General features: G+C 66.3%; 14 protein-coding genes. 7 read left to right on the top strand and 7 right to left on the bottom strand.

Features of this window, described 5'->3' with window-relative positions; all coding sequences use genetic code 11:
• Positions 1–13 precede the first annotated feature (13 nt).
• Positions 14–3,718 (bottom strand): methionine synthase, encoded by a 3,705-nt coding sequence (gene metH, locus DSM104440_RS17085; protein WP_171164758.1) that lies wholly within the window; start codon positions 3,716–3,718, stop codon positions 14–16.
• Positions 3,719–3,839: 121 nt separating this feature from the next.
• Here metH and DSM104440_RS17080 point away from each other — a divergent pair, with 121 nt between their 5' ends.
• Positions 3,840–6,416, top strand: a complete 2,577-nt coding sequence (locus DSM104440_RS17080) for an FG-GAP repeat domain-containing protein (RefSeq protein WP_171164756.1) — start codon at positions 3,840–3,842, stop codon at positions 6,414–6,416.
• Here the strand turns inward: DSM104440_RS17080 and DSM104440_RS17075 are convergent.
• The 4 genes from DSM104440_RS17075 to DSM104440_RS17060 all read right to left on the bottom strand — a co-directional run bounded on the left by DSM104440_RS17075 (position 6,380) and on the right by DSM104440_RS17060 (position 12,699).
• The gene (locus DSM104440_RS17075; RefSeq protein ID WP_171164754.1) at positions 6,380–9,538 is read right to left on the bottom strand and encodes an efflux RND transporter permease subunit; all 3,159 of its coding nucleotides are present in this window, start codon (positions 9,536–9,538) and stop codon (positions 6,380–6,382) included. The two genes, DSM104440_RS17080 and DSM104440_RS17075, sit on opposite strands and share 37 nt — an antisense overlap.
• The gene (locus DSM104440_RS17070; RefSeq protein WP_171164753.1) at positions 9,535–11,007 is read right to left on the bottom strand and encodes an efflux RND transporter periplasmic adaptor subunit; all 1,473 of its coding nucleotides are present in this window, start codon (positions 11,005–11,007) and stop codon (positions 9,535–9,537) included. Before DSM104440_RS17070 ends, DSM104440_RS17075 begins: the two co-directional genes overlap by 4 nt.
• A gap of 2 nt (positions 11,008–11,009) precedes the next feature.
• The gene (locus DSM104440_RS17065) at positions 11,010–12,260 is read right to left on the bottom strand and encodes a TolC family protein (RefSeq protein ID WP_171164751.1); all 1,251 of its coding nucleotides are present in this window, start codon (positions 12,258–12,260) and stop codon (positions 11,010–11,012) included.
• 67 nt (positions 12,261–12,327) lie between these two features.
• A complete protein-coding gene (locus DSM104440_RS17060; RefSeq protein WP_171164749.1) occupies positions 12,328–12,699 on the bottom strand; it encodes a hypothetical protein in 372 nt (123 codons plus the stop codon).
• A gap of 94 nt (positions 12,700–12,793) precedes the next feature.
• Between DSM104440_RS17060 and DSM104440_RS17055 the strand changes: the two genes are divergently transcribed.
• Genes DSM104440_RS17055 through DSM104440_RS17045 form a run of 3 tightly spaced genes read left to right on the top strand, consistent with a single transcriptional unit; the run spans position 12,794 to position 15,200 of the window.
• Complete coding sequence (locus DSM104440_RS17055) at positions 12,794–13,948, top strand: CaiB/BaiF CoA transferase family protein (protein WP_171164747.1); 1,155 nt, start codon at positions 12,794–12,796, stop codon at positions 13,946–13,948.
• On the top strand, positions 13,948–14,493 hold the full coding sequence (locus tag DSM104440_RS17050) for a cysteine dioxygenase family protein (RefSeq protein ID WP_171164745.1): 546 nt from the start codon (positions 13,948–13,950) through the stop codon (positions 14,491–14,493). The genes DSM104440_RS17055 and DSM104440_RS17050 overlap by 1 nt, the downstream gene beginning before the upstream one ends.
• Positions 14,490–15,200, top strand: a complete 711-nt coding sequence (locus tag DSM104440_RS17045; RefSeq protein WP_212758117.1) for an enoyl-CoA hydratase/isomerase family protein — start codon at positions 14,490–14,492, stop codon at positions 15,198–15,200. Before DSM104440_RS17050 ends, DSM104440_RS17045 begins: the two co-directional genes overlap by 4 nt.
• A 93-nt stretch (positions 15,201–15,293) precedes the next feature.
• On the opposite strand, the gene DSM104440_RS17040 is transcribed toward DSM104440_RS17045, so the two are convergent.
• Entirely contained in the window at positions 15,294–16,559 is a 1,266-nt protein-coding gene (locus DSM104440_RS17040; RefSeq protein ID WP_171164741.1) for an amidohydrolase, read from the bottom strand.
• Positions 16,560–16,586: 27 nt separating this feature from the next.
• Here DSM104440_RS17040 and DSM104440_RS17035 point away from each other — a divergent pair, with 27 nt between their 5' ends.
• Together DSM104440_RS17035 and DSM104440_RS17030 are read left to right on the top strand one after the other, a co-directional pair.
• Positions 16,587–16,982, top strand: coding sequence for a rhodanese-like domain-containing protein (locus tag DSM104440_RS17035; RefSeq protein WP_171164739.1), 396 nt, complete (start codon positions 16,587–16,589; stop codon positions 16,980–16,982).
• Positions 16,979–18,262: an MFS transporter gene (locus DSM104440_RS17030; RefSeq protein WP_171164737.1), complete on the top strand. Its 1,284-nt coding sequence runs from the start codon at positions 16,979–16,981 to the stop codon at positions 18,260–18,262. Before DSM104440_RS17035 ends, DSM104440_RS17030 begins: the two co-directional genes overlap by 4 nt.
• Before the next feature lie 24 nt (positions 18,263–18,286).
• Here the strand turns inward: DSM104440_RS17030 and DSM104440_RS17025 are convergent, their stop codons facing one another.
• The gene (locus tag DSM104440_RS17025; protein WP_171164735.1) at positions 18,287–19,528 is read right to left on the bottom strand and encodes a multidrug effflux MFS transporter; all 1,242 of its coding nucleotides are present in this window, start codon (positions 19,526–19,528) and stop codon (positions 18,287–18,289) included.
• A 233-nt stretch (positions 19,529–19,761) separates the two neighbouring features.
• Here DSM104440_RS17025 and DSM104440_RS17020 point away from each other — a divergent pair, with 233 nt between their 5' ends.
• Positions 19,762–21,822 carry an alpha/beta hydrolase domain-containing protein gene (locus DSM104440_RS17020; RefSeq protein ID WP_212758116.1) on the top strand — a complete coding sequence of 687 codons (2,061 nt, stop codon included), beginning with the start codon at positions 19,762–19,764 and terminating at the stop codon, positions 21,820–21,822.
• Positions 21,823–21,874: the final 52 nt, after the last annotated feature.

Here is a 21,874-nt window from a genome sequence, read left to right as displayed (position 1 = left end):
GCCATGGAAGTGTTCAGTAGTTGAGATTGGGTGCCAGCCAGCGCTCGCAGGCCGCGAGGTCCATGCCCTTGCGGTGCGCGTAGTCGGCGACCTGGTCCTTCTCCACCTTGCCGACCGCGAAGTAGCGCGATTCCGGATGCGACAGATAGAACCCGCTCACCGCGGCCGTCGGCAGCATCGCGAACGACTCCGTGAGCGTCATGCCGGCGTTCTTGTCGGCCGCGAGCAGGCGGAAGAGGTCGGCCTTCTCGGTGTGGTCGGGGCATGCGGGATAGCCCGGCGCGGGGCGGATGCCGGCGTACTTCTCGGCGATGAGTTCGTCGCCCGAGAGTTTCTCGTTCGCGGCGTATCCCCAGAACGTCGTGCGCACCAGGAAATGCAGGTGCTCGGCGAAGGCTTCGGCGAGGCGGTCGGCGATCGCCTTGAACATGATCGCGCTGTAGTCGTCGTTCTTCTTCTCGAATTCCTTGAGCTTCGTTTCGATCCCGAGGCCGCCGGTGACGGCGAACGCGCCGAGGTAATCGGCAACACCCGAGTCCTTGGGCGCGATGAAATCCGCGAGGCACTGGTTGGGATTGCCCGCGGGCTTCTGGTTCTGCTGGCGCAGGTTGTGCCAGGTCATCAGCACGTGGTCACGCTTCTCGTCGGTGTAGATCTCGATGTCGTCGCCCACGCTGTTGGCGGGCCACAGGCCGAAGACACCGCTCGCGGTGAGCCAGCGGCCCTTCACGATGCGGTCGAGCATTGCGAGGCCCTCGCGATGCACGTTGGTCGCCGCCTCACCCACGACCGGGTCGGTGAGGATGTCCGGATACTTGCCCGCCAGATCCCACGACTGGAAAAACGGCGCCCAGTCGATGAACGGCACCAGCTTCTCGATCGGATAGTTCTTGAGCGCCATCACGCCTTGCTGGCGCGGCTTGGGCGGCACGTAGGTGCCCCAGTCGATCTTCACGGCGTTGGCGCGCGCGGCTTCGATCGTCACCGACTTCTGCCCGGTCTTGTTCGCGTGCTGCTCGCGGACCTTCACGTAGTCGGTGCGCACCTGGGCCACGTAGGCATCGCGCCCGCCCTCAGTGCTCATGAGGCTGGAGGCCACGCCGACGGCGCGCGAGGCATCGGGCACCCACACCGTCGGTCCGGAATAGTTGGGTTCGATCTTCACCGCGGTGTGCGTGCGCGAGGTCGTGGCACCGCCGATCAGCAGCGGGATCTTGAGGCCGATGCGCTCCATCTCCTTGGCGAAGTGCGCCATCTCCTCGAGCGAGGGCGTGATGAGGCCCGAGAGGCCGATCATGTCGGCCTTCGTCTCGATCGCCGTGTCGAGGATCTTCTGCGCCGGAACCATCACACCCAGATCCACGACTTCGTAGTTGTTGCACTGGAGCACCACGCCCACGATGTTCTTGCCGATGTCGTGCACGTCGCCCTTCACGGTGGCCATGACGACCTTGCCCTTGGCCTTCGCGTCGGCCGTGCCCAGGCGCCGCTTCTCTTCCTCGATGTACGGGATGAGGTGCGCGACGGCTTGCTTCATCACGCGAGCACTCTTGACGACCTGCGGGAGGAACATCTTCCCCGAGCCGAAAAGGTCGCCCACGACATTCATGCCATCCATCAGCGGGCCTTCGATCACCTGGATGGGGCGCTCATATTGCTGGCGCGCTTCCTCGGTGTCCGCGACGATGTGCTCGGTGATGCCCTTCACGAGGGCGTGGCTGAGCCGCTCCTTCACCGGGGTCTTGCGCCAGGCGAGGTCTTCGACCGCGTCCTTCTTCTGGCCCTTGAAGCGCTCGGCAAACTCGACCAGGCGCTCGGTGGAATCGCTGCGGCGGTCGAACAGCACATCCTCCACACGCTCGAGCAGTTCCGGCGGGATCTCGGCATACACGCCGAGCTGGCCCGCGTTCACGATGCCCATCGTCATGCCGGCCTTCGCGGCGTGATACAGGAAGGCCGTGTGCATGGCTTCGCGCACGGGCTCGTTGCCGCGGAAGGAGAACGAAAGATTCGACACGCCCCCCGAAGTGCGCGCGTGCGGCAGGTGGCGATGGATCCACGAGAGCGCCTCGAGGTAGTCGATCGCGTAGCGGTTGTGCTCCTCGATGCCGGTGGCGATGGCGAAGATGTTGGCGTCGAAGATAATGTCCTCGGGCGGGAAGCCGACCTTCTCCGTGAGCAGCTTGTAGCTGCGTTCGCAGATCGAGGTCTTGCGCTCGAGGGTGTCGGCCTGGCCCTTCTCGTCGAAGGCCATCACGACGACCGCCGCACCGTAGCGGCGCGCGAGCTTCGCGTGCTTGAGGAACTCCGCCTCGCCTTCCTTCATCGAGATGGAGTTCACGATGCATTTACCTTGCGCGCACTTGAGGCCCGCTTCGATCACGCTCCACTTGGAGCTGTCCATCATGATCGGTACGCGGGCGATGTCGGGCTCGGATTGCACGAGGTTCACGAACTTCGTCATGGCCGCCTGCGAGTCGAGCATCGCCTCGTCCATGTTGATGTCGATCACCTGCGCGCCGTTCTCCACCTGCTGGCGCGCGACCGACAGTGCCTCGGTGTAGTCGCCCGAGAGGATCAGCCGCGCGAAGGCTTTCGACCCCGTGACGTTGGTGCGCTCACCCACGTTGACGAAGAGCGAATCGTCGCCGACGTTGAGCGGCTCGAGGCCCGACAAGCGCAACTTGGGTTCGATCGTCGGAATGACGCGCGGCGCAAAGGGCGCGACGGCTTCGACGATCGCCTTGATGTGGTCCGGGGTCGTGCCGCAGCAGCCGCCGGTGATGTTGAGCCAACCCGCCTGCGCCCACTCGCGGATGAAATCCGCGGTCTCGTTGGGCTGCTCGTCGTACTCGGCCATCGCGTTGGGCAGGCCCGCGTTCGGGTGCGCCGAGACCATGACATCGGCGATGCGCGAAAGCTCTTCGACGTGGGGGCGAAGCTGCTTCGCGCCCAGCGCGCAGTTGAAGCCCACCGAAAGGGGCTTCGCGTGGCGCACGGAATTCCAGAAGGCTTCCGGCGTCTGCCCGGAGAGCGTGCGCCCGGAGGCGTCGGTGATCGTCCCCGAGATCATGATCGGCAGCCGCATGCCGGACTCTTCGAAGTACTCATCGATCGCGAACAGCGCGGCCTTGCAGTTCAACGTATCGAAGATCGTCTCGACGAGGATGATGTCCACGCCGCCTTCGACGAGCGCCTTCGTGGCGACCTTGTAGTTGTCCTTCACCTGGTCGAAGTGCACGGCGCGGAAGCCCGGATCGTTCACGTCGGGCGAAAGCGAGAGCGTGCGATTCATCGGGCCGAGTACCCCGGCCACGAAGCGCGGCTTGTCCGGCGTCTTCGCGGTGAAGCCGTCGGCCACTTCGCGTGCGAGGCGCGCGGAGGCGAGGTTCAGGTCCGTGACCACGTCCTCGAGGTGATAGTCCGCCTGCGAGATCGACGTCGAATTGAAAGTGTTGGTCTCGAGGATGTCCGCGCCGGCTTCGAGGTACTGCGAATGGATCTCGCGGATGACCTCGGGGCGCGTGATCGACAGGAGATCGTTGTTCCCGCGCACGTCGTGGGCGAAATCCTTGAAGCGCGCGCCGCGGTACTGCGCCTCGGAGAGCTTGTAGCGCTGGATCATGGTGCCCATGGCACCGTCGAGCACGAGGATGCGGCGCGCGAGGGCGTCGGCGAGGGCTTTGAGGCGGGCGGGGCGGTCGGAGATCGGGTCCATGCTCGGAAAGAAAAAAACCCGCTGCAGAGTGCAGGGGTTTGATGTGAAATTTTACCACGCCGATTGACACTCTCAGGGCATACGATAGGCTTTGCATCGTCTCGAAGATGGACCCATAAAAATGACTGTTCGCGCACACTGCGGCCTTGCCGCGGGCTTCCTCGTGTCCCTTGCGCTCGGCGCGCAGGCCCAGACCCCGGGCAACGACCTTCGCAACTGGTCCACCGCCGACCTCGCCGGCAAGATGTCCTACGCGGGAACGTGGACTGCCATCGATGGGGCACGCGTGCAGAACCGCGCGCTCATCGGCCCTTTCTGGAGCGTGGTCAAGCTCGGCGCGGCGCAGCGCGAGGGTGTCGCGCTCGGCGGCTGGGTCTACAACGGCTCTTTCACGAGCACGCTTCCCGACGTCATTCCGGCGCACGCCGCGCTGTTCGCGCAGCAGGACAACGGAATGCTCGCGAATGCTTCGAGCACGCTGCTCGGTAACACGCTCACCAACGGCGCGGGCTCCGTGCTGGTCGCGGATTTCAACGGCGACGGCATGGACGACCTCGTCTTCCCGGCGCACAACGAAAGCCCCTTCCTCTGGAAGTCGAGCGTGGCGTGGATGTCGGGGCCCGGCGGGACGCTCACGCGCCTGCCGATCAACGATGCGGTGATGGACCACGACGCGAAGGTCGTGACGCTCGAGGGCCGCAAGGCGATTCTCGCCGCGTCCTTCGGCGGCAGCGGCAACAACGGCAATGGCGCGGGTTCCAATCCCGTCTACACGTGGAGCGGCACGGGGTTCACGGTGGCGACCCTGGGCGGCACGTCGTTGAACGGCGGTGGCGGCCTGGGCATGTCGGTCATCGCCGGTCCGTTCACCGGCAACCCGAACGAGACGTGGATCGTGACGGGAAGTGCCAACGCGGTGCCCGGAATTCCCTATTCCATCTCGAACCGGCTGCTCACGTATGCGTTCCGCTACGCCAACGGATCCATCGTGCAGCCGCCCACCACGCTGCCGCAGCCCTACTTCAACGACAAGCCCGAGTACGCGGGATTCGTGAGCCAGTGGGATCCGTACTCCAAGACGCATACCTCGCGCCTGTGGACCACGGACCTCAACATGGATGGGTTGCCCGACATCCTGGCCGGGCAGGAGCTGTGGTCGGCGAGCGGTGGCCTGGCGAAATCCGTGTTCCAGGTCCTCATCAACCGCGGCAACATGAATTTCGAGGACATGACCGACGCGCTGGCGCCCGAGTACAGCAAGGACTCCATCGTCAGCTACAGCGTGCGCTTCGTGGACCTCGACGGCAGTGGCATCGAGACGATGCTCCATTCGGCCACCCCCTCGTTCTCCTCCACGACGGATGCGGCGAAGCAGGGCCAGTACATCCTGGTCAACGACGGCACCGGGCGCCTCTACGCGGCGATGCACGATGAGTTCCGCGCCATGGGAATCAAGGTGAACCAGTACTTGCGCGGCCAACAGCCCCTGGGTATCGGCCCGGACATCACGCCGCAGTTCATTGCCTATCGCAACGCGGCGGGCGAGATCAATTTCCTCGCGGTCCAGAAACTGTTCAACCCCAACGCGCCCGACCCCTACGCGATGGTGAGCATCGCCACGCGCATCAACCTCACGACCGATTTCAAGCGCGACCTCACGATCCCGACGCGCAACGGCAGCAAGCGCATTCGCACGTTCGCGGGCAACGACACGATCCATCGCGTGGTCTCGGACCCGAGTGCTGCCATCGATGGTGGCCTGGGCAACAACACGGCCGTCTATCCCGGTCCCCGCGCCAACTGGACGATCGCGAAATCGAACGGCGTCGTCACGATCCGTCCCACGTCGGGCACGGGCGGCACCGATACGCTCACGCGCATCCAGACCGCGCGCTTCGACGACACCACCGTCAACCTCGATACGTTCGTCGGCGAGAGTGCGGCCAACTACTCGGCCCTGTGGTGGAACGCCGCCGAGCCGGGCTGGGGCCTCAACGTCGCGCACCAGGATTCCACGGTCTTCGCGCTGCTCTACACGTATGCGCCGGATACGCGCGACATGTGGCTCGTCGCTTCCGACATGCGCCAGCAACCGAACGGGTCGTTCACCGGAACGCTCTATCGCACGACCGGCCCCGCGTTCAACACGCAGCCCTGGGGCGCATTCACGCCGACCGCGGTGGGGACGATGACGCTCACGTTCACCAGTGGCGCGGCGGGCACGCTCACGTACACCTTCAACGGCACCACCGTCACGAAGTCGATCTCGCGCTATGACTTCGCCTCGCCGGTGCCGACGTGCACCGCCGGTACGGGCTCGCGCGCCGCGCTCACGAACTACCAGGATCTCTGGTGGAACCCGGCCGAAGCCGGGTGGGGCCTCAACATCGCGCACCAGGGCAACACGCTCTTCGTCCTGCTCTACACGTACATGAACGACGGCCGCGACCTGTGGCTCGTCGCCTCGGGACTCACGCGGCAGTCCAACGGCTCGTACACGGGCACGCTGTATCGCACGACCGGTCCGGCGTTCAATGCGCAGCCCTGGGGCAATGCGCCGGCGACGACCGTCGGGACGATGACGCTCTCGTTCACGTCGGGCGAGGCGGGGACGCTCACGTACACGTTCAACGGGACGACCGTGACGAAGGCGATCTCACGCTACGTGTTCGGGACCGCCGTGCCTTCCTGCCGCTGAGCGACGCGGCGCCGGCGAAGGAGCAGGTACGCGGCCGGCAGCACGAACATCGACAGCAACGGCGCGGTGATCATGCCCCCGACCATCGGGGCGGCGATGCGCTGCATCACCTCCGAGCCCGTGCCCGTTCCCCACATGATGGGAAACAGGCCCGCGAGGATCACGGCCACCGTCATGGCCTTGGGGCGCACGCGCAGGACGGCGCCTTCGCGAATGGCCTCGATGAGATCGGCATCCGAAGTGCGGCCCTCGGCGCAACGGCGCTCCCAGGCATGCGTGAGGTAGAGCAGCATCACGACCCCGAATTCGGCCGCCACGCCGGCGAGCGCGATGAACCCGACCGCGGTCGCGATCGACATCGAGTAGCCGAGCAGGTACAGCAGCCAGAACCCGCCGACCAGCGCGAACGGAAGTGTGGCGAGGATGAGCAGCGCCTCGTCGAAGCGGCCGAACGTGAGGTAGAGCAGCACGAAGATGATCGCGAGCGTGAACGGGACCACGATCTTCATGCGCTGGGTTGCGCGCTCCAGGTACTCGAACTGCCCCGACCATGAGATCGAGTAGCCCGGCGATGGCTTCACCTTGTCGGCCACCGCGCGCTGCATGTCCTGGACCACCGATCGCAGGTCGCGCCCGCGGATGTCGATATAGACCCAGCCCGAGAGCCGCGCGTTCTCGCTCTTCAACATCGGCGGGCCGTCGGTGACGCGGATCTCCGCCACGGTCGCGAGCGTGATCTGTGCGCCGCGCTCGGTGACTACGGGAAGGTTGCGGATCTTCTCGACGGAATCGCGCACTTCCCGCGGATAGCGAACGCTGATCGGAAAGCGCTGCAGGCCCTCGACGGTTTCGCCGATGGTCTCGCCGCCGATCGCCGCGGACACCACGCCCTGCACATCGCTCACGTTCATGCCGTAGCGCGCGGCCGCCTGGCGATCCACCTTCACGTCGATGTAGCGGCCGCCCGACAATCGCTCGGCGAGCGCGGAGGTCACGCCGGGCACGTCCTTCACCGCGCGCTCGATCTCGCCGGCGATGCGGTCGATCTCGGCGAGGTCCTGTCCCGCGACCTTGATCCCGACCGGACTCTTGATGCCGGTGGCGAGCATGTCGATGCGGTTGCGAATCGGCGGGATCCAGATGTTCGCGAGGCCCGGGATCTTCACCGTGCGATCGAGCTCGTCGATGAGCTTCTCCGTCGTCATGCCCGGACGCCATTCGCTGCGCGGCTTGAACTGGATCGTGGTTTCCACCATCTCGAGCGGCGCGGGATCGGTGGCGGTCTCGGCGCGGCCGATCTTGCCGAAGACGCGCGCGACCTCGGGCACCTGCTTGATGAGGCGGTCGGTCTGCTGGAGGATCTCCGCCGCCTTGCCCGCCGAGAGACCGGGCAGCGCCGAGGGCATGTACAGCAGGTCGCCCTCGTCGAGCGGCGGCATGAACTCACCGCCCGTGCGCGATGCCGGGAACCAGGTCGCGGCGAGGATGACGAGGGCCACGGCGAGCGTGGTCTTCGGGTGCTCGAGCACGCGTTCCAGGAGCGGCTGGTAAACGGCGATGAGCCAGCGGTTGAGCGGATTGGTGCGCTCGTCGGGAATGCGTCCGCGGATGAGGTAGCCCATCAACACCGGGATCAACGTCACCGAGAGTCCGGCCGCCGCCGCCATCGCGTAGGTCTTGGTGTAGGCGAGCGGCGAGAACAGCCGGCCTTCCTGCGCTTCGAGCGTGAAGACCGGGATGAACGAGAGCGTGATGATGAGCAGGCAGAAGAACAGCGCCGGCCCCACTTCCACCGCGGCTTCGCCAATGACGCGCCACTGCGCTTCGCCCTCGAGCACCGTGCCCGGATGTTCGTGCCGCCACGCCTCGATGTGCTTGTGCGCGTTCTCGATCATCACGACGGCCGCGTCGACCATCGCGCCGATGGCGATCGCGATGCCGCCGAGCGACATGATGTTCGCGTTCACGCCCTGGTAATGCATGACGATGAAGGCGATGAGCACGCCCAGCGGCAGCGACACGATCGCGACGAACGCCGAGCGCATGTGGAAGAGGAACGCGAAGCACACGATCGCCACGACGATGAATTCCTCGACGAGCTTCTCGCCGAGATTGCGCACCGAGCGCTTGATCAGGTCCGAGCGATCGTAGGTCGGGACGATCTCCACGCCCGCCGGCAGGCCGGGCTTGAGCGCCGCGAGCTTCGCCTTCACCGCATCGATGGTCTCGAGGGCGTTCTTCCCGGAGCGCATCACGATGATGCCGCCGGCGACCTCGCCTTCGCCGTCGAGCTCGGCGATGCCGCGGCGCATCTCGGGGCCGACCTGGATGGTGGCGACGTTGCCCAGCAGGACCGGCACGCCGCCGTCGCTCACCGTGATCGGGATCGAGCGGAAATCGTCGAGCGTCTTCAGGTATCCGCTCGACCGGACCATGTACTCGGCTTCGCCCAGCTCGAGCACCGAGCCGCCGCTTTCCTGGTTGGCGCCGCGAATGGCCGCGACGACCTTCGCATGCGAGATGCCGTGCGCGCGCAGCCGGTCCGGATCGAGCACCACTTGGTATTGCTTCACCATGCCGCCGACGCTCGCGACCTCGGCAACATTGGCCACGGTCTTCAATTCGTACTTGAGGAACCAGTCCTGCAGTGCCCGCAACTGCGCGAGGTCATGCCGGCCCGAGCGATCGACGAGCGCGTACTCGTAGACCCAGCCCACGCCCGTCGCATCGGGCCCGAGTGACGCGCGTGCGCCGGCGGGAAGGCGCGACTGCGCCTGGTTCAGGTACTCGAGCACGCGCGAGCGCGCCCAGTAGAGATCGGTCCCGTCGCCGAAGAGCACGTACACGAACGAGTCGCCGAAGAACGAGTAGCCGCGCACCGTCTTCACGCCCGGCACCGAGAGCATCGTCGTGGTGAGCGGATAGGTCACCTGGTCCTCGACGATCTGCGGCGCCTGTCCCGGGTAAGTCGTGCGGATGATCACCTGCACGTCGGACAGATCGGGGATCGCATCGAGCGGCGCGCGCACAACCGCCCACACGCCCCATGCGGTGGCGAGCGCCGTCGCGAGCAGGACGAGGAAGCGGTTGACGATCGACCAGCGGATCAGGTGCGCGATCACTTCTTCGTCTCCCTGGGCACGATCGTCGCGACCTCGAGCCCTCCCGTGTGTGTCTGCCGCAGCGAGAAGCTCACGAGAGAGCCTTCCTTCACGTTGGCGGGAACACCTTTGGGCGTGGCGAAGTCCATGGTCATCGCGCCCATCTTCAATGTCGGCAGCGGGCCGTGCGAAAGCGTCACGGAATCCTTGCCGATCCTTTCGACGCGGCCTTCACCGGGATGCGTGTCGGCCGCCGGGGCATCGCCGAGCCGCGCGCCCGACGCTTTCAGATTCGCTTCGGAATCGATCAGGAACTGTCCCGAGACGACGATCTTCGTTCCGCGCTCCAGGCCCTTGCGGATCTCCGTCATCCCTTTCGCTTCCGCGCCGGTTTCCACATCGACCGGCTTGAAGCGCTGCTGTCCGTCCTGCCCGGCCTCCGCGACGACCACGACGTTGCGCGTTCCGGTCCGGATGACCGCTTCGCTGGGCACCATCAGCACTTCGCGCTTTGCCTGCGGCGTGAAATTCACGGTCGCGTACATGCCGGGCTTGAGGCGCCCTTGCGGGTTGGCCGCTTCGATGCGCGCCTTGAGCGTGCGGGTCGCGGCGTTCACTTCGGGAAGCAATGCGGTGACGGTTCCCTTGAACGATTCGCCCGGATACGCGGGCACGGTGGCGACGACGGATTCGCCGGGCTTCACCCAGGACGCCTGCGTCTCCGGCACCTCGGCGTTGATCCACACGGTGGAGAGCCCGTTGAGGCGAAACAGCATGAGGCCGGGCGCGACCGTCATTCCCTCGCGCACGCCGAGCTCGCCCACGACGCCCGAGATCGGCGCGGTGAGCGTGATGCGCGCGCGTGTCTTGCCACCCGTTTCGATCGCGGCGATCGTCTCGGGTGCCATGCCGAGCAGGTCGAGGCGCTGCCGAGCGGCCGCGACGAGCGCGGGAGAAGCATGGTCACTGGCGCGAAGCGCAAGATATTCCTCCTGCGCCGCGACCCATTCGGGCGCGAGGATTTCCGCGAGCGGCTGTCCCTTCACGACCGGATCGAGCGGCGCGCGCACGAAGAGACGCTCGACGTAGCCATTGACGCGCGCCTGCACCAACGCAACAGCGCGTTCGTCGAACGCGACCGCACCCACGGCCTCGACCGTGTTTTCGAGCACGCCCTGCGTCACTTCGGCCGTCCGCACGCCGAGGTTCTGGGACATGCGCGAGCTGACGGTCACTGAAGACGTGTCACCACTCGCGTCCGCGTAGACGGGTACGAGCATCATGTCCATGAAGGGCGACTTGCCCGGCTTGTCGAACCTCTGCTGCGGATACATCGGGTCGTGCCAGTAGAGCGGCTTCTTGCCCTCCGCGATGGCGGGCGGCGTGGCCGTGTCGTGGGACATGCGCTGCGTGGCGAACCAGTAGCCCGCGGTTGCGGCGACTGCAGCCACACCGACGGCGGCGAGTGCGAGGGAGGTTTGTTGTCTCATGGTCATTCCTTCGGGTGCGCGATCCAGTGGAAGGCAAGCTGCGCCCACGCCCGCGCCTGCTCCGATTCGGCCTGGAGCTGCCCGAGACGAACTTCCACTTCGCCCTTGCGTGCGTCGAGGACTTGCGGGAGATCGCCCTTGCCGCCTCGATAAGCAGCGAGGGCTGCGGCAACGCGGTCGCGCGCGAGCGGCGCCTGGACCGCTTCGTAGCGCTGAGCCCGTTCCTGCGCCGCGTCCCAGTCGGCGAGCAGCGCGCCGAACTCGGCGGCGACGGCGCGCATGGCGTCTTCGGCTTGCGCGCGGACCTGTTCGGCCGCGGCGACCTTCGCGGCGATCGCCGGGTTCTGGCGCTTCGTCTCGAAGATGGGCAGGTCGAGCCGCACGCCGATCGACATCATGTTCGTGTAGGCCGGGCCGCGCTGGGCATAGGTGACTTCCAGGCTCCAGTTCGGGTCCTTCTCGGCTTCCGCGAGCCGCACGTCGGCTTGCGCGGCCGCCTGTGCGGGCGCATAGGCCGCGATGTGCGGATGGCTCGCGAGATCCGCATTGGTCACGAGCTGCCGGGCCCGCGGGCTGCCGAAGTCCGGCGCATCGCCGAGCTCCCGCGTTGCGGCGGCAGGGCCCACCCAGCGGGCGAGTTGCGCACGTGCACGCGCGACGTTGCGCCGTGCTTCCGTCACGCGATCGGCCAGTTGTGCCGTGGCGAGGCGCGCAGCGAAGGGATCGCCCGCCTGTCCTCGCCCTCCCGCGAGTGCGGCCTGCGCCGCTTCGACCTGGAGCGCCGCTTCGCTCTCGAGCGCGCGAAGGGCCACGACCTGGCGCTCGGCGAACCAGACATCGAACCAGGCGAGCGCGGCGTCGCGCCGCACGGAGATTCGCGTGGCTTCGAGCATCGCGACTTCGCGCTGCACTTCGGCCTGCGCCCGCTCGTTCCTCAGGCGCAGCTTGTCGCCGCCCGGGAAGTCCTGCATCACGCCGATCTTGCGCATGGTCATCGCCTCGCGCGTCAGGCTGAACTTGTCGGCACCTTCCACCGGCATGTTCTCGATCGCGGCGATGAGCTTGGGATCGGGCAGCTCGGCCGCACCCACGGCCGATTCATTGGCGGCGCGCACGGCTGCGGCGCGGGCGGTGACCTGGGGCGCGTCTTGCAGCGCGAGCCGCTGCGCCTCGGCGAATGAGAGCACCTGGGCGTGGCTTGCGAGCGGGAGCGCGGCGAGAGCGAGCGCGGAAAGAATTCTGGCGTGCAGCATGGGACCTCCACAAACGAACGGGTTCGGGCCCGCGAACGGCGCGGGCCCGCTTGTCGCTAGCGGAGAATCAGATGCGCAGGGCGCCGAACAGGAGGGGCGGAGGTGGACCGGTGGCGCGATCCATGCGCCATTCGCGCACGGCAGCCGAGTGCGTGCGGACTTCGGGCAGCGTCAGCCGCCAGGGGAGCAGGGCAAGATCGGGAGCGGGAAGGGCAAGTGCGTTCGTGTCGACCGAGGTCGTGCCGTAGGAGCAATGCTCGTGGCAAATATTCCGGCTCGGGCGATCGGGGCAATCCGCGCCATGGGACTGGGCCATCGGTGGCGCGACGAGCGCCGCCGGACCTTCCTTCGCGCACGCGAACGCCGACACGGCGAGCTGGGAAAAAACCAGCGTGACCGTGGCGAGAAGGGCGGCGAAGCGGCGGGCGGTGCGACTCATGATCATCGAGGATAGCTCGTTTCCTCGGACGGCGTCGCGAACGACGAGTTCCGCCTTTGACGCGCGTCAAGCGCACCGCCTTCATAATGGCGGGATGAATGCTCCAGGATCGCTGCCCCTCGCGGGCGTGAAAGTCGTCGAGTTCTGCCAGGTCGCCGCCGGTCCCTTCTGCGGAATGCTGTTGGCGGACTTTGGTGCCGACGTCGTGAAGGTCGAGCCGCCCGAGGGCGACGCGATGCGCCAGTGGCCGCCCGTGCATGCGGGCTACAGCGAGAACTTCGCGGCGATCAATCGCGGGAAGAAATCCGTCGCACTCGATCTCAAGGATCCGGCCGCCCGCGACTTTGCGCGCGCCCTCGCGCTCGAAGCCGATGTACTCATCGAGAACAACCGGCCGGGCGTGATGGCGCGGCTCGGCCTGGGCTGGGACTTCTTCAGTGCGGCTAAGCCCTCCCTCATCTATTGCTCGATCTCCGCGTTCGGCCAGGTCGGACCCCGTTCGGCCGAGGGCGGCTTCGATCTCACGATCCAGGCCGCGAGCGGCGTGATGAGCGTGACGGGCGAGCCCGATGGCGCGCCGGTGAAGTGCGGCGTGCCGCTTTCCGATTTCGCCTCGGGCCTGTACGCGGCGTACGCGATCGCCGCGAAGCTCGCGCAGGTGAGGGCGGGCGGGGCGGGCGGCACGATCGACGTGCCGATGTTCGCGACCACGCTCGCGATCGCCGCGCTGCAGACGAGCGAATACTTCGGCACGGGCAAGAATCCGCGCAAGCTCGGGTCCGCGCATCCGAGGAACGCTCCGTACCAGGCGTTCCGCGCCGCCGACGGTTACTTCGCGATCGCCGCAGGCAACCAGAAGCTGTGGCAATCGGTGTGCGCGGTCGTCGCGATGCCCGAGCTGCTCGACGATGCGCGCTTCACATCGACCACGCTGCGGGCGCAGAACCAGGTCGCGCTGAAGGATCTTCTCGAAGCGCGCTTCGCGAATGCGAAGGCATCCGAGTGGCTCGCGAAGTTCCGCGACGCGGGCGTACCCGGTGCGCCGATCAACGGCTACGCCGAAGCGCTCGCCGATCCGCAGTCGGTCGCACTCGGACTCGTGCAATCGATCGCGCTGCCCGGTGGCCGCGTGACGAAGACGGTGGGCTGCCCCGTGCGCCTCGACGGCGAAGCGATCGCCGTGTCGAAACGCTATCCGGCGCTCGGTGAAGACACGGTGGCGCTGCGCCAGGCCGTGGAGGGCAAGTGATGAAGCGGCTCGATCAATTCGTATCCGACATGACGAGCATCGTTGCGGAAGAGCGCGCGGAAGCGAAGATCCTCGAACGCGCGACGCCGTTGCTGCGCGAGCTCATCGCCAACGACGACTGGCTCGAGGAGAAGTTCACCGTTCCCGGACCCGACACCTATCGGCAGTACCTTCTCTATCGCGATCCGGGCGAACGCTTCTCCGTGATCAGCTTCGTGTGGGGCCCGGGACAGAAGACGCCGGTGCACGACCACACGGTGTGGGGGCTCGTCGGCGTGATGCGCGGCGCGGAGCGCTGCGAGGAATACGAGATGGCCGGCGGCCGCGCGAAGGCGCTGGGCCACGAGCACATCCTGCGCGCGGGGCAGATCGAAGCCGTGTCGCCGACGGTGGGCGACGTGCACGTGGTCGCGAACGCGCTCGCCGACAAGCCCTCGATCAGCATCCACGTCTACGGCGCCGACATCGGCCGCGTGAAGCGCCACTGGTTCGATCCCGTCACCGGCGAAGCGCGCGACTTCGTGTCGGGCTACTCCAACGCATGATGGTGAGCAGCACCAAGCGCGAAGGCATCGCGGCACTCGGGCTCGAGCGCCCGGAGAAGGGCAATGCGCTCTCCGCGGAGATGGTCGCCGATCTTCACGCGGCGCTCGTCACCGCGATCGGCGATCCGGATGTCCACACCGTCGTCTTCCGCGGCGCGGGCACGCACTTCTGCACGGGTTTCGATCTTTCCGCGCTTGAAACGGAAACCGACGACTCGCTCGCCGAGCGCTTCATCGCGCTGGAGAAGCTCCTGCAGGCGGTGTGGCATGCGCCCGTGCGCACCGTGGCCGTCGCGCAGGGAAGGACGTGGGGTGCGGGCGCGGACCTCTTCGCGTCCTGCGATGTGCGTGTCGCGGGCGCCGATACGAACATTCGCTTCCCGGGCTCGGCGTTCGGCATCGTGCTGGGCACTCGTCGCTTGGCGGAACTGATCGGCTGGGATCGCGCGCGCCCGTTCGTGACCGAAGGGGCTTCGTGCAATGCGCTGGAGGCCCTGCGAGCGGGCATCGCGACGCGCATCGGCATCGAGGCCTGGCTTGCCGAGTCGCCGCCGCCCGTCATCGTCGATCGCGAGACGCACGCGGCGATCCGCGCCGTGGCGCGGGGCGATCATCGTGTGGAAGATCTTGCGAGCCTCGAGCGATCCGCGCGCAGGCCGGGATTGCGCCAGCGGATCGTCGACTACCGCGCGCGCCTGAAGAAATAAGTGGGGTCAGACTCGACTTAATTTGATTCTGTGGATAACTGGGGTCGGGCTCCAGTTATCCACAGAATCAAATTAAGTCGAGTCTGACCCCACTTATTTCGCGTTGGCCGAAAGCCAGTCGAGCGCGAGCGCGGAAAGCGTCTTCACGCCGACCTTGAGGCAGTCCTCGTCGGCGTAGAAGCGCGGGCTGTGGTTGGGTGCCGCGGTGCGCGCGTCCTTGTCGGGGGGCGTGCAACCGAGGAAGTAGAAGAAGCCGGGGACGACTTTCTGATAGAACGAGAAGTCCTCGGCGCCGCACACCTTGTCGATCACGCCGACGTTCGCTTCGCCCGCGATGCGCGTGAGCGTCGGCACGGACCACTCGGTGAGCGCGGGATCGTTCACCGTCACGTCGTACCACTTGTGGATGTGCACCTTCGCGGTGGCCCCACCCGCGGCGGCGATCATTTCGCTGATGCGCTTCACGTGGACGTGGATCTCTTCGCGTTGTTCCTCGTTGAACGTGCGGATGGTGCCTTCCATCTTCACTTCGTCGGGGATGATGTTGTGACGCACGCCGCCATGGAAGACGCCCACCGTGACGATGGACGGCTCCTTCGCGATGTTCATCTGCCGCGAGACGATGGTCTGCAGCCCGGTGACGATCTGTGCGCCCACGACGATCGGATCCACGCCGCGCCACGGCATCGCCGCGTGGGTCTGCGTGCCGCGCACGAAGATGCGGAAGTCGTCGGCCGAAGCCATGAGCGGGCCGGATCGATAGCCGATCTTCCCGGTGGTGTGGATCGAGGTGATGTGCAGGCCGAAGACGGCATCGACCTTCGGGTTCGCGAGGCAGCCCTGCTCGATCATCATCTTCGCGCCGCCCTCCTCGCCGATGGGCGGGGTTTCTTCCGCGGGCTGGAACAGGAACGTGACCGTGCCGGGAATCTGCGCGCGCATCTTCGCGAGCACTTCGGCGACCCCCATGAGGATGGAGGTATGCGCATCGTGGCCGCAGGCGTGCATCACGCCGCAGCTCATGCCGTTCCACTCGGTGCGCACCTTGCTCTTGAACGGGACGTCGACTTCCTCGGTGACGGGCAGCGCGTCCATGTCGGCGCGCAGCGCCACGACGGGACCGGGCCGGCCGCCCTTGAGAATGCCCACCACGCCCGTGTGCGCCACCTTTTCACGCACCTCGTCGAAGCCCAGGGCGCGCAAATGGTCCGCGACAATCTTCGCGGTGCGCACTTCGCGGTTGCCCAGCTCGGGGTTTTCGTGGAAATCGCGGCGCCAGGCGATGACCCTGGGCTCGATTTCGTTGGCGGCCGCGGCGACCGCCGCATCGAAGGGAAAAGGGGAGGTCGGGGCGTTCATGGAAGTCGGGGCTTATATAATCCGGGGATGGATCACTTTACACCCAAGCAGACCTACTCCTACCTCCAGGAACACCCCGAGGCGGTCTTCATCGATTGCCGCAGCGAGATGGAGTACATGTTCGTCGGCCACCCCATCGGCTCGATGATGGTGCCCTGGTACGACGGTGGCGATTGGGAGCTGAATCCCCACTTCGTGGGGCAGGTGAAGAAGCTCGCGGGCGCCAATTTCGAGAAGCGGCCCATCGTGCTGATCTGCCGCAGCGGCAACCGCACCATCGAGGCCGGCGAGGCGCTCGAGCGCGCGGGGTTCAAGCACGTGATCAACGTGCTGCACGGCTTCGAGGGCGAGCTCGACGCCAACCACCATCGCAACTCGGTCAGCGGTTGGCGCGTCGACGGCCTGCCGTGGGAGCAGTATTGAGCGCCGGTCGCGCGCTTCCTCCCGCACATCTCGCCTGGCTGGTCTGGGGCCTCGGAGCAGCCCTCTACTTCATCGCGTTCTACCAGCGGGTTTCGCCCGCCGTGCTCACGCAGGAGCTGACGCGCGAGTTCCGTCTTTCCGCCGTCGCGCTCGGCAACCTCTCCGCGTTCTATTTCTACAGCTACGTCGCCGGCCAGATTCCCACGGGCGTGATCGCCGATCGCTGGGGGCCGCGCAAGCTGCTCACGGCCGGTGCCGCGCTCACTGCAGCTGGGACATTGCTCTTCGCCCTCGCCCCGAGTGTCGCGTGGGCGAACGCGGGGCGCCTCATCATCGGCGCCTCGTGCGGCGTGGCGTTCGTCTCGATGCTCAAACTCGCGAGCCACTGGATGCCCGCGAAACATTTCGCGCTCGCAAGTTCCGCCGCGCTGCTCGTGGGCGTGACGGGCGCGACGATCGCCGGCGCGCCGATGCGTGTTGCCGTGGATGCGTTCGGATGGCGCCCCGTGATGGTCGCGAGTGCCGTGGCGACCGCACTCGTCGCGGTGGCGATCTGGCTCATCGTGCGCGACGACCCTTCGGAGCGTGGCTATGCCTCGCACTTCCCGGAGGCCGCACACGACGCGGCACCCACGAGCGTTCTCTCCGACCTGCGCCAGGTGATCGGCTACCGCAACACCTGGCTGCTGTTCATCGCGCCCGGCGGATTCTCCGCGCTGATGCTCGCGTTCTGCGGGCTGTGGGGCGTGCCATTCCTCGTGATGCACTACGGCTTCACCACCGCGCACGCGGCGATGCTCACTTCGCTCACGCTGATCGCGTGGTCTGCCTCCGGCCTCGCCTACGGACCGCTCTCAAATCGCATCGGCCGGCGCAAGCCCGTGCTGATCGCGAGCCTCGCCGCGACGATGGCGATCTGGGCCGTGATTCTTTTCGTGCCGGGGCTGGGCCCCGTCGGCCTCGTCGTTCTCCTGCTCGCCCTCGGAATCGCGGCCGGCGGATTCATCCTCGTGTTCCCGTTCTCGAAGGAATCCGTGCCCGCACGCTTCGGCGGTACCGTCTCGGGCGTGACGAACATGGGCGTGATGTTCGGCGGCCTCTTCATGCAGCCGCTCGTGGGTTGGGTGCTCGACAGCCATTGGCGCGGCACCGTCGCGTCAGGCGGGCGCTTCTACGAGCTCGACGCTTTCCAGAGCGCGTTCTCGATCATCTTCATCTGGGGTGCCATCGCGCTCGTGCTCCTCACATTCACGCACGAGAGCTACTGCAAGCAGAAGTAGAAGGATCTGACCCCTCTACTTTGGTCAGTCCATCCTGATGACGGTGGGCGGCTCGGCGTGCTTGCGCGCCGAACGCAGGTAAAGGGTCCAGCTCGCGAGCCCCATGAGCATCATGATCATCATCCCCATCGCGAGCCATACCGGATTGTGCGAGACGGCCAGTGAGATCACGCCGGCGGTGAGCGTGTTCACCATGCCCGAGACGAAGCCCTGGAGAGAAGCGGCCATGCCGCGGCGCGTCGGGAAGAGATCGAGCGTCGTGAGCGAGATCGACGGCATCGCCATCGCGGTGCCGATGCCGTAGAAGAAGATCGGCACGATCGACCACGGCAGCGAAGGCGGTGCGAGCAGGTTGGCGACCAGGTTGCCGGCCGCCGCGATCGCCATGAATGCGTAGGCGCGTTTCACGGTCTGATTGGGCTGCAACTTTCCCGCGGCGAATCCCGAAAGCTGCGACCCCGTCATGATCCCGAGAATGCTGGGGATGAACAGCCATGCATATTCCTGCGGCCCGAGCTTCAGGTGCTCGCCGAGGAACACCGGCGCCGAGAGGATATAGAGGAAGAGCGCGTTGAAGTTGAAGCCCGTCGCGAGCGAGAGCCAGATGAAGCGCGGGCTCATTCCGACTTCGTTGTAGCCGGCGAGCAGCGCCTTGGGATGGAAGGGCTGGCGCGCATCCTCGGCGAGCGTCTCGGGGAGGAAGCGGATGCTCATCGCCACGAGCAGCACGCCCACGATCGCGAGGAACCAGAAGATCGAGCGCCAGCCGAACGATTCGAAGAGCAGCCCGCCCACGATCGGCGCGATCGCCGGCGCGAGGCCGAAGAACAGCGTGACGAGCGACATCAGCCGCTGCGCGTCTTCCGCCTCGAAGAGGTCGCGGATCATCGCGCGACCCACCACCATGCCCGCGCCCACCGACAGACCCTGGATCACCCGCCAGAACACGAGCGCGTGGATGCTGCCCGCGAGCGCGGCGCCGACCGAGCCGAGGGTGAAGACAACCAGCGCCACCAGGATTACCGGACGCCGCCCGAAGCTGTCCGACAGCGCGCCGTGGAAGAGAAACATCAAGCCGAACGCGAAAAGGTAGGCGGAAAGCGTCTGCTGCATTCCTACGAGCGTCGTTCCGAGCGATTTTTCGATGCCGGCGAACGCGGGAAGGTAGGTATCGATCGAAAAGGGCCCGATCGTCGCGAGCGCGGCGAGCAATGCTGCAAATCCCCACCGGAATGCGCGGGAATCGGTGCCTTTCTGGGGATTCACGCGTTCATTCTACTGCGTGCGAAATGGTTGCTCTAACAACTGCATCGCCACGCGCGTGCAGAGCGATTTTCGCGCGCCGTAACGCGTTGACAATCATCAACGACACTCACTTCGCGCGAGCCTAGTTTCGATTCCATCTTCGAATTTCTTCAAAGGGAGTGCACCACATAGCCCCAAAGACGCCAAAGGCGCAGACGGGCGATCACCACCCGCATCACCAGGAGGAGTAAACGATGGAGACGAGAAAGGGCCTCAAGCCCGCGCTGGTCGCCGCAGCCGTGGCGGCCGCATTCGCAGCACCCGTTGAAGCGCGCATCACCAAGATAGAAATCACCTCGCGAGGTCCGGCATTCGGTGGCGTGGAGTTCCCCGGCGTCGGAGCGTACGAACGGCTCGTCGGTGTCGCCAGCGGCGAAGTCAATCCCGCCAGCAGCAACAACAGCATGATCGTCGACGTGAACCTCGCGCCGAAGAACGCGCGCGGCAACGTCGAGTACAAGTTCGACTTCTACATCCTGAAGCCCGTCGACCTCTCGAAGGGCAACCACCGCGTGATGTACGAGCCGCCCAACCGCGGCGGCAAGACGTTCGGCCCGTTCAACCGCACCACGGGCGGCAACGATCCGTCTTCCACCACCAACCCGCTCGGGCAGTTCCTCGCCCCGCGCGGCTACACGATGGTCTTCAGCGGCTGGGACAAGGCCGCGGGCACGAACACCGCGAACTTCAACGCAACGATCACGCTGCCGATCGCGAAGAACGCGGATGGGACTTCGATCACGGGCCCGTCGTACGAGTACATCGTCATGGGCAACGCGACGACCACTTCTTACAATCTCAACTACCCGGCCGCGAGCCTCACGGACAAGAGCGCGGCGAAGCTCACGAGGCGAGCGCGCATCGACGATGCGGCGACCGTCATCCCCGCGACGGGCTGGGACTTCGTGGATGCCAACTCCATCAAGCTGCTGCCCGATGGCACCACGTTCGCCGCGAACGACATCTACGAGTTCTCGTATGTCGCGAAGGATCCGACGGTCAATGGCCTGGGACTCGCGGCCGTGCGCGACTGGAATTCGTTCCTGCGCTTCAACGTGACGGACGACTCGGGCACCGCGAACCCGCTCGCGGGCGACGTGCAGAAGATCTACACGTACGTGCTCTCGCAGCCGGGCCGGTTGCTCAACGACTTCCGGTACTACGGCTTCAACCAGGACGAGAGCGGCCGCAAGGTCTTCGACGGCATGCTGCAGTGGATCGCCGCCGCCGACGGGCTGAACCTCAACCTGCGCTTCTCGCAGCCGCAACGCACGCAGCGCAATCGCCAGGACCAGCTCTACGCGGAAGGCATCTTCCCGTTCGCGCACCAGAGCACGACCGATCCGCTTACGGGCAAGACCGCCGGCCGCTACGACAAGTGCCTCGCGTCCAACACCTGTCCGCTCGCCCTCGAGGTGTATTCGGCCAACGAGTACTGGGTGAAGGCCGCGTCGCTCTTCCACACCAACCCGGCGGGCACGCAGGACCTCGCCGATCCGCCGTATGCGCGCTACTACCTGATGTCGAGCCACCAGCACGGCACCGGCAACGGCACCGCGCGCGGAAGCTGCCAGCAGCTGGGCAACCCGCTCAACGCGAACCCGACGCTGCGCGCACTCTTCATCGCGCTCGACCAGTGGGCCACCAACGGCACGGCACCGCCTCCCTCGGCGATTCCGCGTCTCGCGGACGGCACGCTTGCGGCGGCCATGCCGCAATCGGGGATGGGCTTCCCGAACATCCCGGGCGTGCAATACACGGGGCTCAAGTCGACGCGGTTCCTGCTCAACTACGGCCCGCAGTTCGACAGCGGCATCATGACGATCAATCCTCCGGCAACCGTCGCGCCGTTCTTCGACAACCCGGCCAACGGCAAGATCTATCCGACCTTCGTTCCGAAGACGGATTCCGATGGCAACGACGTCGCGGGGATCAAGGTGCCCGATGTCATGGTGCCGCTGGCGACGTACACGGGATGGTCGCTGCGCGCCGCCGCCAACGGCGGACCGGATGGCTGCGAGGGCTCGGGCCAGATGATCCCGTTCGCGAAGACGCGCGCCGATCGCGAGGCGGCCGCCGATCCGCGCCTGTCGGTCGCGGAGCGCTACGGCACGTTCGGGCAGTACATGTACGCGCGCGGCAATTCCATCGTGCAGCTCATGAACCAGCGCCTCCTGCTGGATGAAGACGCCTATGCCGAGTACACCGCGGGCCTCGCCGCGGTGCGCGCCGGCAGCCTGTTGAAGGACGAGTAGGGTGTTCCAACCGCCCGCCGCGCAAGCGGTGGGCGGCTTTTTCCATGCGACT

This window comes from Usitatibacter palustris (assembly GCF_013003985.1).
GTDB classification, from domain to species: Bacteria; Pseudomonadota; Gammaproteobacteria; order Burkholderiales; family Usitatibacteraceae; genus Usitatibacter; species Usitatibacter palustris.
This window is presented reverse-complemented; position numbering and strand designations above follow the sequence as displayed.